Origin of the sequence: Amycolatopsis sp. NPDC051372 (assembly GCF_040682095.1) — a bacterium.
Classification (GTDB): Bacteria; Actinomycetota; Actinomycetes; order Mycobacteriales; family Pseudonocardiaceae; genus Amycolatopsis.
The window spans coordinates 183,762-198,192 of the sequence record NZ_JBFBAF010000005.1 but is presented as its reverse complement, the minus strand read 5'-3'; the positions used below and the strand labels follow the sequence as shown (position 1 = coordinate 198,192).

Sequence of the window (14,431 nt, the reverse complement as noted above, 5' to 3'; positions counted from 1 at the left end):
TGTGTTGTGGCCAGGCCCGCGTGGCACGACTCTGCCGCAGTGGGCGGCGTGTGCGAGCGGTCGGAACGGCTGGCGAACCCCGGTCGGCGGTGGTCGGCAGTCTGCCGTCACGGTAGTTCCTACGTTACGGGCCAGGCTCGCGTGGCATGGCTCTGCCGCAGTGGGTGGTGCGGGCGGGCGGTGGGAACGGCTGGGCGAACGCTGGTCGGCAGTGGTCGATGACCTGCCGTCACGGTAGTTCCTGCGTTGCCGTCCAGGCTCGCGTGGCAGCACTCCGTCTCGGAGGGCGGTATGTGCGAGTCGCGCGAACCAACCGGACGCCGGTCGGCAGCGATCGATGGCCTGCCGTCATGGCAGTTCCCTGCGTTGTGGCCAGGGCTCGCGCGGCCTCTGCCGCTGCGGACAGGGCTCGCGCGGCATGACACTGCTGCAGAGCGCGGTGTGTGCGGGCGGTGGGAACGGCTGGCCGGACTCCGGTCACCAGCGATCGGCAACCCGCCGTCGCAGTGGTTTCGGGCTGAGGCAAGCGCTTGCGCGCAGCAAGACCGCCGAAAGGAAAGCATGCCCGAGCGGTGCGAGCAGCTGGCGAGTGTCAGTCAGGAGCACCCGACGGCTCGCGGTCAGAGTAGTCCCCGGGCCGCGGCAAGAGCTTGCGCGGCGTACGACCGTCCGAATAGGACAGTATGCACGAGCAGTGGGAACAGCTGATGCATCGGCACCCGCGAGCGCCAGCCCGCGGCGAGTGGCGCGGCCTCGTCGTAAGCCGCGATCACCTCGGCCAAATGCGGGCAGCCGAACAGGTGGAGCATCGCGAGATCCGTCTCGCGGTGCCCACCGTGGGCGGCCGGGTCGATGAGGCACACACCGGCCGCGGTCCACAAAACGTTGCCGTTCCACAGGTCCCCGTGCAATCGCGCAGGCGGCTCGGCGGGGCCGGCAATGGAGGGGAACCGCCAACAGGCCCGCTCGAAAACACGGGCCTCGGCAACGTCCAGCAACCCGCCGTCCACCGCCTGCCGCACGTATGGCAAGACCCGCTGCTCCGCGTACCACCGCGGCCACTCGGCGCCGGTCACGTTCGCCATCGGGGCCTGGCCGATCCACGCCTGAACGGGCCCTCCCGGAGGTGGCGAACCGAAAGCCGGCGCCCCGGCCGAATGCAACCTGGCCAAACCCAGCCCGAACGAACGCGCCGCAGCAACCGTCGCCGGAGAAGGCGCAATCCGGTCGAGGACCAGCCACTCGTCGTCGAACCCACGCACACCGACGACCGAGACCGCGCCGGCCGAAGCCAGCCACCGCAACCCCGCAGCCTCGGCGACAGCCGCGCCGGGCGCGTGCTTCACCACCACCCACCCGTCGGACAGCTCGGCTTCCACCAAAGAACCCGACGAGCGCGTACGCACCACCTCGAGGCCAGTCAGCCGGGCAACAACGTCAGCGGTGCTCACCGGTCGTAGTCGACCGCCAGCTCAGGCGTCGTCGGGCGGGCCCGGCACGTCAGGATCCGGTTGTCCGCCACGTCCGCCTCCGTGAGCGCGTACTGCACATCCATGTCCACGCGCCCCCGCACCAGCTTCGCCACGCAGCTGCCGCACGCGCCGCCCGTGCAGGAGTACGGCACGTCGAGCCGGGCGCGCAGTGAAGCGTCCAGCACGGTTTCGCCCGGCTGCGTCACGATGTCCGTCACGTGCCGCCCGACGGTGACCGACAGGGCCGCCGACGCGCCTTCCGGGCTGCGGGCCGGGGCGCCGGCGAAGAGTTCGAACTGCACGTCCTCGTCGGGGACGTAGGCCTCGCGCAAGGTTCGGCGCGCCATGTCGAGCAGGCCGCGCGGGCCGCAGAGGAACCACTGGTCGACTTTGGCCGGGTGAAGGCGGTTCTGCAGCAGCGCGCGCAGCCGGGTCGCGTCGAGGCGGCCGCTGCGGTAGCGCTCATGGGAGATCGCGAGGGCCTCGCCGACGGTGTCGAAGTGCCGCACCGGGCGGTGGGCGTGCAGGTCGGGATCGCGTTCGTCGGTGCGGAAGTGGACCACGTGCAGCCGGCCCGCCCACTCGCGGGCCAGCGCGCTGATCTCGTCGGCGAACATCGTCGTCGCGCCGGAAGTGTTGACGTACAACAGGGTTGCGCGGCTGTGGGCCTCCGCGCGCAGGGCGCTGGACAGGATCGACAGCACCGGCGTGATCCCGCTGCCGGCCGCCAGCACGACGTAGTGCGCAGAACGCTCCGGGCACGGCGAAAGTGTGAACCCGCCTGAAGGCGGCAGCAGTTCGAGTACGGCCCCCGGCTTCAGCTGCGAAGTCGCGAACGGCGAGAAAGTGCCGCCCGCACGGCGTTTCACCGCGATCTGCAACGACGCCGAACCGGCGGGCGAGCAGAGGGAGTACGTGCGCCGGACCACGGTGCCGTCCACCGTCGTGCGCACGACCACGTGCTGGCCGGGCACGTGCCGGAACGTCTCGCGCAGCTCTTCGGGGACGTCGAAGGTGATCGCCACCGCGTCCTGGGCGATCGGGTCCACGGAAACGACCCGCAGCGCGTGGAACCGCCGAGACCCGCGCCGCAAGGGTTCCGGCGCGGGTTCGCTCTCGAAGCACTCGGTGAGCCGCCGCCACGCGCGGTACTCGGCGGCCGTCAGCTCGCGGCCCCACGCCGTGGTGATGGGGACTTCGCGTGCCAGGTACGCATCGCGGTTGTCGTTCCACGCGCGCAGGTACCGGTAGAACGGGATCGCCGGGTGAAGATGGTGTACCAGGTGATAGTTCTGGTACAGCATGATCGGCGTCATCAGCCACTCCAGCCCCACGCGCACCCGCGTGGCGCCGAAGCGGTTCTCCGCCAGACCGTGGTGGGGCAGCCAGTCGAACCACCACGCCAGCAGCGCGAGCCCCAGCCGCTGCGGGATGAGGTAGACCACCAGCAGTTCCCAGCCGCGGCCGCACGCCACCACGGTCACCACCATCGCCGCGAACGCCACCAGCGCCACCAGCGTTTCCGCGCGCTCGAGGCGCGGGCGGCCGTGCACGCGGCGGGAGTAGAAGCGCACGTACCAGAAGTCGATCGTCAGCCAGCGGAACGGCAGCTGCCACCACGGGCCCTGCGAAGTCCAGGCGTCCGGGTCGGTGCTCGCGTCGGCGTTGGTGTTGCGGTGGTGCTCGAGGTGGATGAAGCGCAGGAACGGGAACGAGCCGTAGGCGGCCACGAACAGCATCGCCAGCCGGCCGAGCACCTCGTTGAGCCAGGTGAGCTTCCCGGCGGCGTGGTGGGCCGACTCGTGCGCGACGGTGAACATCGTGAACGTGACGAGCGCGTGCAGCGGGATCGTCACCCACAGCGGCGCGATGCCGCACAACGCGAGCCACGTGGCTGTGCCCCACACGGCCAGACCGCCCACGAAAAGGGTGAGCGTAGGCAGGGATGCGGGCGCGAGCGGGATTCGGGGACTGGGCACGGCGGCGCGCTCGGGCGCCCCAGGCTGTTCCCCGGCGCCGAGCCGGCTGTCGACGACGGGCATCGAGCGGTCTCCTCGGTCGATCGCTCCTGGCCAAGCGGTGACAACTTAGACAACCGCGCGGTGTTTGTAAATCGGTTTGACACGGATTCAGGGGTGCGTCCTGGTCAGTGGCTGCGCAGGCCGTCGTCGCCAAGCTCACTTTCCGTGAAATCCGGTGTCGCCGAGGAGTCCCTGGGGGCGGGCGCTCGCGGGAGCGGCTGCTCGCGGCCGCGGCCGAGCTGACCAGCGTCGGCGGCTGGGCGAACCCCACGATGGGCCGGCTCGCGGCGGACCTCGGCGTGAGCCGCCAGACCGGCTACAACGAGGTGGGCGCCAAGGCCGGGCCGGCCGAGGCCCTCGTGCTGCGCGAGACCGACAAGCTCGCCGGCGCCGTCGGGCAGATCGTCGCGCGCCAAGGCGACGCGGCAGAGGGCGTCATCGCCGCGTTCTGCCACATCGTGGCGGCCGCGCGCGTGAACCCGCTGCTCAAGGCCGTGCTGGGCGGGCAGGACGGCGACGAGCTGCCGTCGCTCATCACCACCCGCTCGCAGGCCGTGCTGGAGCGCGCCGTCACCGCGGTGACGCCCGTGTTGCGGGCGCAGTACCCGGAGCGCGGGTGGTCGGAAGAGGAGTGGTCCGTCTTCGCCGAGACGTTCGTCCGGCTCCTGCTAAGCCACATGGTGCAGCCCGGCGGGCCGCCCGAGCGGACGGCCACGAGCGTGCGCCGGGTGCTCGGGCGGATGCTCGACCGCTGATCGGGAGGGGTGTCAGGGTGCCCCCGACCAGGTTCGGTGAGGCCGAGGGCCTAGACTCGGCTGTCCCGGTCGGCAGGTGACCGGGGCCGTCCCGAGGGACAGTCCAACCCCCATTGTTTACCGCTCGAGGAGAAGACCTTGAAGAGCACCGTCGAGCAGCTCAGCCCGACGCGAGTCAAGATCAATGTCGAGGTGCCGTTCGACGAGCTCAAGCCGAACTTCGACCGCGCCTACCGCAAGATCGCCGAACAGGTGCGCATCCCGGGCTTCCGGCCCGGCAAGGCGCCCGCTCGCGTCCTGGAAAGCCGGATCGGCCGTGCGCCGGTGCTCGACGAGGTCGTCAACGAAGCCATCCCGGCCAAGTACATCGAGGCCGTCCGGGCCGGCGAGGTCCGCACGCTGGGCCAGCCGGAGTTCGAGGTGACGAAGCTCGAGGACCGCGACGTCCTGGAGTTCAGCGCCGAGGTCGACGTGCGGCCGGAGATCGCGCTGCCCGACCTCGAGGGCCTCGAGGTGAGCGTCGACGACGTCGAGACCACCGACGCGGAGGTCGACGAGCAGCTCGACGAGCTGCGCGCCCGCTTCGGCACCCTGACCGGTGTCGAGCGCCCGGCCGAGAACGGCGACTTCGTGTCCATCGACCTGTCGGCCACGGTCGACGGCACCGCGGTGGAGGAGGCCTCCACCACCGGCCTGTCCTACGAGATCGGCTCCGGCCAGCTCGTGGACGGCATCGACGAGGCCATCGTCGGTGCGAGCGAGGGCGAGACGAAGACCTTCACCACCAAGCTCGTGGCCGGCGAGTTCGCCGGGCAGGACGCCGAGGTCACCGTCACCCTGCAGTCGGTCAAGCAGCGCGAGCTGCCGGAGGCCGACGACGAGTTCGCCCAGCTCGCGAGCGAGTTCGACACCGTTGAAGAACTGCGCTCCGACCTTCGCGAGCGCCTCGGCCGCGTGAAGAAGATGCAGCAGGGCGTGCAGGCTCGCGACAAGGTCCTCGACATCCTCCTGGAGCGCACCGAGGTGCCGATCCCGGAGAAGGTGCTCGAGGCCGAGATCGAGAACCGCAAGCACGACGCGGTGCACCCGTTCGACCACGACGAGGCGAAGTTCGCCCAGGCGCTCGAGGCCGAAGGCCGTACTCTGGACGAGTTCAACGCCGAGGTCCAGGAGGAGTCGGAGAAGGCGGTGCGCACCCAGCTGCTGCTGGACACCATCGCCGACAACGAGAAGACCTCCGTCAACGACGGCGAGCTCACCGAGCGCATCATGTACCAGGCCCAGCGCTTCGGTGTCAGCCCGGACGAGTACGTGCAGCGCGCCCAGCAGTCGGGCCAGCTGACCGCGATCTACGCCGACGTGCGCCGCGGCAAGGCGCTCGCTTCGGTGGTGCGGGGCACGACCGTGAAGGACGCCTCCGGCGCAGAGGTCGACTTGACCGAGCTGTTCGGCACCGACGAGGGTGACACCCCGGCCGGCGACGAGACGCAGGTCACCGAGGAAGCGGCCGCGACCCCTGCGGAGTGACGCTGTGAGCGAACTTGGGCGGTGTCGGGCATTCCGCACCGCCCGAGTTCGTTAGGGTCGGTTGCAAGATCTCAAGCATCTGAACACGACAGCGGTGGCCGACACGACGAAGGGCCACCGCCGGCGAAAAGGCAGGCAGACGTGAAGCAGCACATGCCCGAGGGGCGGACCGGCACCTCCGGACTCACCCTCACCGACTCGGTGTTCGAGCGGTTGCTCCAGGAGCGCATCGTCGTCCTCGGCTCCGAGGTCAACGACGAGATCGCCAACCGGATCACCGCGCAGCTGTTGCTGCTCGACGCGGACGACAGTGAGTCCGACATCCGGTTCTACATCAACTCGCCGGGTGGCTCGGTCACCGCCGGGTTCGCCATCTACGACACCATGCAGCTGATCCGCCCGGACGTCGCCACGTACGCCATGGGCATGGCGGCCTCGATGGGGCAGTTCCTGCTCTCGTCGGGCACGCCGGGCAAGCGGTACGCGCTCCCGCACGCCAGGATCCTGATGCACCAGCCGTCCGCGGGTGTCGGCGGTACCGCGTCCGACATCGCGATCCAGGCGGATCTGTACAACAAGTGGAAGCAGGAGCTCGCCCGCATCACGGCCGAGCAGACCGGGCAGACCACCGAGCAGATCGTCAAGGACGGCGACCGCGACCGCTGGTTCACGGCGCAGGAGGCGAAGGAATACGGCTTCGTCGACCACGTGCTGTCGGCCGGCATCACCTCGAACAACTGAGCGCGAAGCACACAGGAGACCTCTCATGAGCAATTACCGGCTCCCGGGTGACTTCCGGGCTCCGCAGACTCCGCAGTCGCGGTACATTCTGCCGTCGTACGTCGAGCGGACGAGCTACGGCGTCAAGGAGTCCAACCCGTACAACAAGCTGTACGAGGAGCGGACGATCTTCCTCGGCGTGCAGGTGGACGACGCGTCGGCCAACGACGTGATGGCCCAGCTGCTGCACCTCGAGCACGAGGACCCGGACCGCGACATCAGCATCTACATCAACTCCCCGGGTGGGTCGTTCACGTCGCTGATGGCGATCTACGACACCATGCAGTACATCCGCCCGGACATCTCCACGGTGTGCCTCGGCCAGGCCGCTTCGGCCGCCGCGGTGCTGCTGGCGGCCGGCACGCCGGGCAAGCGCATGGCGCTGCCCAACGCGCGCGTGCTGATCCACCAGCCGGCCACCGAGGGCACCTACGGGCAGGTCTCGGACCTGGAGATCCAGGCCAACGAGATTCAGCGCGTGCGCCGCCAGATGGAGGTCATCCTGGCGAAGCACACGAACAAGGAGCCCGACCAGATCAGGGCCGACATCGAGCGGGACAAGATCCTGACCGCCGACGAGGCCAAGGCCTACGGCCTGATCGACGAGGTCCTTCCGTACCGGAAGGCCTCCGCCAACTGATCACCGGGCCGGTGCGTGTCGAATCGGCGACACGCACCGGCTCTCTGGTCTAGTGTCGACCTCTGACGTGCCTTCTCCTCACCCGGGTGTTCCCGCTCGCGGCTTCGGACGGGTACCGTCAGTGGCAGTGCGTGAAGCTTCGGCCGGTCGGTGTGCAAGCAGTCGGTTCGGGACCGGAGCGGCAAGACAGTGTCAGGTGCGTACCGCGCACCGGAGGGGACGAGGTCAACGGCCATGGCACGGATCGGTGACGGCGGCGACCTGCTGAAGTGTTCTTTCTGCGGGAAGAGCCAAAAGCAGGTGAAGAAGCTCATTGCCGGCCCCGGGGTCTACATCTGCGATGAGTGCATCGACCTCTGCAACGAGATCATCGAAGAGGAACTGGCCGAAGCCGGCGAGGTGAAGCTCGACGAGCTGCCCAAGCCCGCGGACATCCGCGAGTTCCTCGAGCAGTACATCATCGGCCAGGACGACGCGAAGAAGACGCTCGCGGTCGCGGTGTACAACCACTACAAGCGCATCCAGGCCGACGACAAGGCCGGGCCGAAGGACTCCAAGGACGAGCCCGTCGAGCTGGCGAAGTCCAACATCCTGATGCTCGGGCCGACCGGTACCGGCAAGACCTACCTGGCGCAGACGCTCGCGAAGCTGCTGAACGTGCCGTTCGCCATCGCGGACGCCACGGCGCTGACCGAAGCCGGCTACGTGGGCGAGGACGTCGAGAACATCCTCCTCAAGCTGATCCAGGCCGCCGACTACGACGTGAAGCGCGCCGAGACGGGCATCATCTACATCGACGAGGTCGACAAGATCGCCCGCAAGTCGGAGAACCCGTCGATCACGCGCGACGTGTCGGGTGAGGGCGTGCAGCAGGCGCTGCTGAAGATCCTCGAGGGCACCACGGCGTCGGTGCCGCCCCAGGGCGGGCGCAAGCACCCGCACCAGGAGTTCATCCAGATCGACACCACCAACGTGCTGTTCATCGTGGCCGGTGCGTTCGCGGGGCTCGAGAAGATCATCAACGAGCGCGTCGGCAAGCGCGGCCTCGGCTTCGGCGCGGAGATCCGCACCAAGGCCGAGATCGAGGGCAGCGACGTCTTCTCCGAGACGATGCCCGAGGACCTGATCAAGTTCGGCCTGATCCCGGAGTTCATCGGCCGCCTCCCGGTGGTCGCCACGGTGAACCATCTGGACAAGGAGTCGCTGGTCTCGATTCTCACGCAGCCGCGCAACGCCCTGGTGAAGCAGTACAAGAAGCTCTTCGAGATGGACAACGTCGAGCTCGAGTTCACCGACACGGCGCTCGAGGCCATCGCCGACCAGGCGATGCTGCGCGGCACGGGCGCCCGCGGCCTGCGCGCGATCATGGAGGAAGTCCTCCAGCCGGTCATGTACGACATCCCGAGCCGCGACGACGTGGCGAAGGTCGTGATCACCGAGCAGACCGTGCGGGAGAACGTGAACCCCACGATCGTCGCGCGGCAGCCGTCCCGGCGCGCCCGCAGCGAGCGTGGTGAGAAGTCGGCCTGAGCCGTTCGCTGATCGGCTTGAGCCGTTTGCGGGAGTCCGCTGCCAGGCTGTTCGCGGCACGCGCGATAATGGACAGGATGACAACCGTGCCGCTGACCGCAGCCCCAGGGGACAACACCACCGCCTCGGTGTCGGACGAGGATGAGGCCACTTCGCCTCCGCTTGCCTCGACTGACGCGCCGTCGGTGGGCATCGTCGAACTGAGCGAGCGAGTCGTCGCGTCCATCCTGACGCGCTTCCCGTGGCTGTACCGCGCGGGCAACATCATGCTGGCCGTCTTCGCGGTCGTCTGTCTGGTGGCGGTGGGGACGCGGTTGTCGGCGTTGCCGCTGATCCCGTTGCCGTTGTTCGCGTTGGCTTGGTACTTCCTGCGCTTCCTGCGCGCGGCGGAGACCCGTCGGCTCCAACTGCGGTGGGCGCTGCTGACGGCGTTGGCGACGATGGTGGGATTCTGGTTGATCTCGGTGGTGGCTCGGTGGGTGTCTTCCTGAGGCTCGTGTTGCGCGACTGGCCTGGTGCAGTGGGCTCGCCGCGAGTGGGCTGGTGACCGGGTCGATCGTGCTGGTGTTGGTGGCGCGGAGCTGACCTCAAGGGGCGTCCGTCGCGTATGGAGCGTGCCCGCTGTTTTACACCGCGCGCGGCACGTGCTTCCCGACGAAGCTCACCAGGCTCGGCACGACGGAGTGGAAGAACGTGTCGCTGTGGATGCCCTTCGCCGTGTAGCCGACGGCCGGGTGGGTGGCCGCGATGTAGCGGCGGACGCCGGTGATGAAGGAGTCCTCCGTGCCGCACCACAGGGCCGTGGGGATGCCGCGCAGGGCGGTGAGGTGGCGCAGGGGGTCGAGCGACGTCCAGTCGGTCTGGCCGGTGAAGATGTGGCGCTTCGCCATCTCGGGCCAGTTCGTGATGAGCGCCGGCGAGATGGCCGCGACGGCCTCCGGCGGCTGACGACGCTCGGCGCGGCGGCGGCCGTAGACCATCGCGCCGAAGCCGCCCATCGAGACACCGGCACAGGCGAAGGGCAGGCCGTGCGCGCCGCCGAGGCCGCGGGCCGCGAGCCAGCGCGGGACTTCCTCCAGCAGCATCGCCATGGGGTCGTCGCCGGGACGGACCTCGTGCCAGTAGTTGTCCCCGCCGTCGACGGCGACGTAGCCGTGGGCGGGCACGGCCTTGCGCGCGACGTCCGTGGCGAGCTGCTTGAGCAGGCCGCTGGGGGCGGCGCTGCGGGCGTTGCCGTGAAGGCCGTGGAGCATGAGGGACATCGGCAGGTCGGGCGGCGGCTTCTTGCTGGGCAGGAAGAGGACGAGGTCGACGTCGCGGCCCCGCGCGGCGGAGTGCACCCGCTCGACGCGCAGCGAACCGACCTGGGTGACCGGTGAGTCGGTGGTGACGCCGAGGACCTGCAACGCCTGACCGAGGGGCGTGCGCCCCCCTGCCGTCGCCGCGGCGAGCCCCGCGACGCCCAGGCCGGCGCCCCCGGCGGCGATCGCGGTGCGGCGGCTCACGCGGCCGTTCACGCGGCCTCCGGCCCAGCGACGGCGACGGACGCGCGACGGGTACTCAGGCTGCCCCCGACGGCCTCCGTCCCGGAAACGGCCCCGCGCTCGACCCGGCGCTCGACCCGTCCGTCCACCTCGGCCTCCGTCCCAGACCACCGCAGGAAACTGCCAACCACCTGGACGCAGCTCACCATCCGCGCGTTGCCTGGCGCCACCGATCATCGTGCAGAGTCCGCGCCCGCGGCGCCAGTTCTGAAAACCCGGGCCTTGCGACCGTTCCATAACTCTGTTATCAATGAATAACACTGTTACGGAAGGATTTCGCATGACCAACAAGTTCCTTGAAGGCAACTTCGCCCCCGTCACCCACGAGCACACCGCCACGCGGCTCGAGGTGACCGGGGAGCTGCCCGACTACCTCGACGGCCGCTACCTGCGCAACGGGCCCAACCCGCTCGCGCGCCAGGACCCCGGGAGCTACCACTGGTTCCTCGGCGACGGCATGGTCCACGGCGTCCGCCTGCGGGACGGGCGCGCCGAGTGGTACCGCAACCGCTGGATCCGCACGCCGCACGCCGCACGTCGCCGGGTTGCTGGGGGAGGGGCCGGAGGTGCCGAACATGGGCATCGGGGCCAACACGAACGTCATCGGGCACGCCGGGCGCACGCTGGCGCTCATCGAGGGCGGCCTGCCGGCCTATGAGCTCACCGAGGAGCTCGACACCGTCGGCGCGTGTGACTTCGACGGAACGCTGCCGGGCGGCTACACGGCCCACCCCAAGCGCGACCCGGGCACAGGTGAGCTGCACGCCGTCACGTACACCTTCGGCCTCGGCAATCGCGTGCGGTACTCGGTCGTCGACACCGACGGGCGGGCGCGGCGCGTCGTGGACATCGAGGTGACGGGCCGGCCGATGATGCACGATTTCTCGCTCACCGAAAAACACGTCGTCTTCTACGACCTGCCCGTGACGTTCGACGCGAACCAGACGCCGGACCACGTCGACGTGCCCGACCCGGTCACCGCGCGCTCCGGCCGGGGCGTGAGCTCACTGCCGTACCGCTGGAACCCCGATTACCCGGCACGCGTCGGCGTGATGCCGCGCGCGGGGGACAACACCGACGTGCGCTGGTTCGACGTCGACCCGTGCTACGTGTTCCACCCGCTCAACGCCTACGACGACGGCGACCGCGTCGTGCTCCACGTCGTGCGTCACCCCAAGGTGTTCGACCGTGGCGTGCACGGCCCGACCGAAGGCGAGCCGACGCTCGACCGCTGGACCGTCGACCTCACGGCGGGCAAGGTCCTCGAAGAACGGATCGACGAGCACGGGCAGGAGTTCCCGCGCGTCGACGAACGTCACGTCGGGCGCGCGCACCGCTACGGCTACGCGGTGGCCGTGGACGGGCTCTCGAACCTGACCGGCGCGGTCTACAAGCACGACCTGAGCACCGGAACCGCCCAGCGGCACGGGTTCGGCCCCGGCCGCGTGCCCGGGGAGTTCGTGTTCGTACCGTCGCGTGTGGACGCTGCCGAGGACGAAGGCGTGCTCATGGGTTTCGTCTTCGACGCGGCCACTCAGCGCAGCGACCTGACGCTGCTCGACGCGCGAACGCTCGAGCCCGTCGCGGCCGTGCACCTGCCCGACCGTGTGCCCCACGGCTTCCACGGCAACTGGGTGCTGATCGGCTAGACCGGACGGCCTACGTCAGCACCCGCTGATCGCCCGTGTAGAGGTTCATGCTGTCGCCACGCAGGAAACCGATGAGCGTCATGCCGTTCTCCTCGGCCAGCTCAACGGCCAAAGAGGACGGAGCGGACACGGCGGCGAGCAGCCCGATCCCGGCCATCGCCGCCTTCTGCACCAGCTCGAACGAGGCACGGCCGGAGACCAGCAGCCCACAGTCGGGCGCGGGGATCCGGCCGGCTTGCAGAGCCCACCCGAGCACCTTGTCCACGGCGTTGTGCCGCCCGACGTCCTCGCGCACGACTTCGAGCGCACCGTCCGGAGTGAACAGTGCGGCCGCGTGCAGCCCGCCGGTGGACTTGAACACCTTCTGCTGTTCCCGCAACGTGTCCGGGAGCTTCACCAGCACGTCGGTCTTCACCTCGAACGGCGAGTCCGCGGGGGAGAAGCGGCTCTTCAGCTTCACGGCGTCGAGCGCGGCCTTGCCGCAGACGCCGCACGAGGACGTGGTGTAGAAGTTGCGCTCCACGCCGACGTCCGGAGGTGCCACTCCGGGCGCGAGTGTCACGTCGAGCACGTTGTAGGTGTTGCGGCCCTGGTCGTCGACGCCGTCGCAGTAGCGCGCGGCCGCGATGTCCTCACGGGAGCCGAGCACGCCCTCCGACAACAGGAAGCCGTGGGCCAGCTCGACATCGTGACCCGGAGTGCGCATCGTCACAGCGAGTGCTTTGCCGCCGACGCGGATCTCCAACGGCTCTTCGGCCGCCAGTGAGTCGGGGCGACGACGTTCACCGGTCGAGGAAATCCTCCGCACCGGCCGTCGCACGGTCACCCTGCCCATCTGTCCACCTTTCAACGGCCTTTGAAGACGTGCGCAGACGATCTACGACACCCAGCCGATGCAACGTCGGGGAATAAGTAATACATTCCCAGCATCACCTCACAGTTCGGAGGAGTCTGACGATGGCCCTCGGCTTCCTGGCCCGCTCTCGTATCGTCGCACCGCCTGGCTGGACCCGTTGGCTGGTCCCTCCCGCAGCGTTGTCGATACATCTCTCGATCGGTCAAGCCTACGCGTGGAGCGTGTTCAAAACTCCGCTCGAGAAGACCATGCACCTCTCGGGCACGGAGTCCGGGCTGCCGTTCCAGTTGGGCATCGTGATGCTCGGCCTCTCGGCCGCGTTCGGCGGCACGCTCGTGGAGAAGAACGGCCCGCGCTGGGCCATGTTCGTGGCGACGATCTGCTTCGGCACCGGCTTCCTCGTGGCGGCGCTCGGCGTGGCCACCGGGCAGTTCTGGCTCGTGGTCGTGGGCTACGGCGGGATCGGCGGCATCGGCCTCGGGATCGGCTACATCTCACCCGTGTCGACGCTGATCAAGTGGTTCCCCGACCGGCCCGGCATGGCCACGGGCATCGCGATCATGGGCTTCGGCGGCGGCGCGCTCATCGCCTCGCCGTGGTCCTCGGCGATGCTCGGCTCGGCACCGACCGCGAGCGACATCGCGGTCGCGTTCCTGATCCACGGTGTCGTCTACGCGGTGTTCATGACGATGGGCGTGCTGCTCGTGCGAGTGCCGGCCGACGGGTGGAAGCCCGCGGGCTGGGAGCCGAAGGTCCTGGAGACCAAGAAGCTCATCTCCACGCACAACGTCTCGGCCGCCAACGCGCTCAAGACGCCGCAGTTCTGGTGCCTGTGGATCGTGCTGTGCCTCAACGTGACCGCGGGCATCGGCATCCTGGAGAAGGCCGCGCCGATGATCTCGGACTTCTTCAAGGGCACCTCGGCGCCGGTCAGCACCGCCGCCGCCGCCGGTTTCGTCGCGATGCTCTCGCTCACCAACATGCTGGGCCGGTTCGTCTGGTCGTCGGTCTCGGATGCGGTGGGGCGCAAGAACATCTACCGCTTCTACCTCGGCGTGGGCGCGGTGCTGTACCTGATCATCGCGCTCACCACGAACTCGTCGAAGCTGCTGTTCGTGCTGTGCGCGATGCTGATCCTCTCCTTCTACGGCGGCGGTTTCTCGACGCTGCCGGCGTACCTGAAGGACCTGTTCGGCAACTACCAGGTCGGCGCGATCCACGGCCGGCTGCTCACCGCGTGGTCGGTCGCCGGCGTTCTCGGGCCGCTGATCGTCGACGGCATCGCCGACAGCGAGAAGTCCGCGGGCAAGAGTGGTCCGGACCTCTACGCGACGTCGTTCTACATCATGATCGCGCTGCTCGTGGTCGGCTTCATCGCCAACGAGTTCGTGCGGCCGGTCAAGGCGAAGTACCACGAACCCGTGGCGAGCACCCAGGTGGGGAGTGAGGCGTGATGAGCACACCGGACGTGGAAGGGCGCTCGGGCGGGCGCACCTTGCTGCTCGTGGTCGCGTGGCTGTGGGTGCTGGTGCCGTTCGTGTACGGCGTGTATGAGCTGATCCTCAAGGTCATCGATCTGTTCAGCAGCTGATGGCCCGCTGATCGGAATCACCCGGGTCTGCTGAGGAGCGCGACCACCGGCGTACGACGTGCCGGA

At 69.1% G+C, this 14,431-nt stretch carries 12 protein-coding genes and 1 pseudogene; 9 read left to right on the top strand and 4 right to left on the bottom strand.

Annotation, left to right across the window (positions count from 1 at the left end):
- Nucleotides 1-620 precede the first annotated feature (620 nt).
- Nucleotides 621-1,451: a fructosamine kinase family protein gene (locus tag AB0M56_RS10170; RefSeq protein ID WP_364173159.1), complete on the bottom strand. Its 831-nt coding sequence runs from the start codon at nt 1,449-1,451 to the stop codon at nt 621-623.
- Nucleotides 1,448-3,514: a fatty acid desaturase gene (locus AB0M56_RS10165; RefSeq protein WP_364173156.1), complete on the bottom strand. Its 2,067-nt coding sequence runs from the start codon at nt 3,512-3,514 to the stop codon at nt 1,448-1,450. Before AB0M56_RS10165 ends, AB0M56_RS10170 begins: the two co-directional genes overlap by 4 nt.
- A gap of 107 nt (nt 3,515-3,621) precedes the next feature.
- Between AB0M56_RS10165 and AB0M56_RS10160 the strand changes: the two genes are divergently transcribed.
- The 6 genes from AB0M56_RS10160 (at nt 3,622) to AB0M56_RS10135 (ending at nt 9,216) form a co-directional block, all read left to right on the top strand.
- Nucleotides 3,622-4,248: a TetR/AcrR family transcriptional regulator gene (locus AB0M56_RS10160; protein WP_364173153.1), complete on the top strand. Its 627-nt coding sequence runs from the start codon at nt 3,622-3,624 to the stop codon at nt 4,246-4,248.
- Between the two features lie 138 nt (nt 4,249-4,386).
- The gene (gene tig / locus AB0M56_RS10155; protein ID WP_364173151.1) at nt 4,387-5,775 is read left to right on the top strand and encodes a trigger factor; all 1,389 of its coding nucleotides are present in this window, start codon (nt 4,387-4,389) and stop codon (nt 5,773-5,775) included.
- A 141-nt stretch (nt 5,776-5,916) separates the two neighbouring features.
- Nucleotides 5,917-6,516, top strand: coding sequence for an ATP-dependent Clp protease proteolytic subunit (locus AB0M56_RS10150; RefSeq protein WP_364173148.1), 600 nt, complete (start codon nt 5,917-5,919; stop codon nt 6,514-6,516).
- 25 nt (nt 6,517-6,541) lie between these two features.
- A complete protein-coding gene (locus AB0M56_RS10145; RefSeq protein ID WP_220242917.1) occupies nt 6,542-7,195 on the top strand; it encodes an ATP-dependent Clp protease proteolytic subunit in 654 nt (217 codons plus the stop codon).
- 234 nt (nt 7,196-7,429) lie between these two features.
- The gene (gene clpX / locus AB0M56_RS10140) at nt 7,430-8,725 is read left to right on the top strand and encodes an ATP-dependent Clp protease ATP-binding subunit ClpX (protein WP_285973823.1); all 1,296 of its coding nucleotides are present in this window, start codon (nt 7,430-7,432) and stop codon (nt 8,723-8,725) included.
- 77 nt (nt 8,726-8,802) lie between these two features.
- A complete protein-coding gene (locus AB0M56_RS10135) occupies nt 8,803-9,216 on the top strand; it encodes a hypothetical protein (RefSeq protein WP_364173144.1) in 414 nt (137 codons plus the stop codon).
- A gap of 135 nt (nt 9,217-9,351) precedes the next feature.
- On the opposite strand, the gene AB0M56_RS10130 is transcribed toward AB0M56_RS10135, so the two are convergent.
- Nucleotides 9,352-10,242, bottom strand: a complete 891-nt coding sequence (locus AB0M56_RS10130) for an alpha/beta hydrolase-fold protein (RefSeq protein ID WP_364173141.1) — start codon at nt 10,240-10,242, stop codon at nt 9,352-9,354.
- A 307-nt stretch (nt 10,243-10,549) separates the two neighbouring features.
- Between AB0M56_RS10130 and AB0M56_RS10125 the strand changes: the two are divergent.
- Nucleotides 10,550-11,918: pseudogene (locus AB0M56_RS10125) on the top strand (carotenoid oxygenase family protein).
- Between the two features lie 10 nt (nt 11,919-11,928).
- On the opposite strand, the gene fdhD reads toward AB0M56_RS10125, so the two are convergent.
- Entirely contained in the window at nt 11,929-12,753 is an 825-nt protein-coding gene (gene fdhD / locus AB0M56_RS10120; RefSeq protein WP_364173138.1) for a formate dehydrogenase accessory sulfurtransferase FdhD, read from the bottom strand.
- A gap of 122 nt (nt 12,754-12,875) precedes the next feature.
- Between fdhD and AB0M56_RS10115 the strand changes: the two genes are divergently transcribed.
- Nucleotides 12,876-14,228, top strand: coding sequence for an OFA family MFS transporter (locus AB0M56_RS10115; protein ID WP_364173135.1), 1,353 nt, complete (start codon nt 12,876-12,878; stop codon nt 14,226-14,228).
- Complete coding sequence (locus AB0M56_RS10110) at nt 14,228-14,365, top strand: hypothetical protein (RefSeq protein ID WP_220242910.1); 138 nt, start codon at nt 14,228-14,230, stop codon at nt 14,363-14,365. The genes AB0M56_RS10115 and AB0M56_RS10110 overlap by 1 nt, the downstream gene beginning before the upstream one ends.
- Nucleotides 14,366-14,431: the final 66 nt, after the last annotated feature.

Coding starts and splice junctions, on each gene's coding strand:
- AB0M56_RS10110 (WP_220242910.1), top strand. CDS start 14,228: ATGAGCACACCGGACGTGGAAGGGCGCTCGGGCGGGCGCACCTTGCTG.
- AB0M56_RS10145 (WP_220242917.1), top strand. CDS start 6,542: ATGAGCAATTACCGGCTCCCGGGTGACTTCCGGGCTCCGCAGACTCCG.
- clpX (WP_285973823.1), top strand. CDS start 7,430: ATGGCACGGATCGGTGACGGCGGCGACCTGCTGAAGTGTTCTTTCTGC.
- AB0M56_RS10135 (WP_364173144.1), top strand. CDS start 8,803: ATGACAACCGTGCCGCTGACCGCAGCCCCAGGGGACAACACCACCGCC.
- AB0M56_RS10115 (WP_364173135.1), top strand. CDS start 12,876: ATGGCCCTCGGCTTCCTGGCCCGCTCTCGTATCGTCGCACCGCCTGGC.
- fdhD (WP_364173138.1), bottom strand. CDS start 12,753: ATGGGCAGGGTGACCGTGCGACGGCCGGTGCGGAGGATTTCCTCGACC.
- AB0M56_RS10165 (WP_364173156.1), bottom strand. CDS start 3,514: ATGCCCGTCGTCGACAGCCGGCTCGGCGCCGGGGAACAGCCTGGGGCG.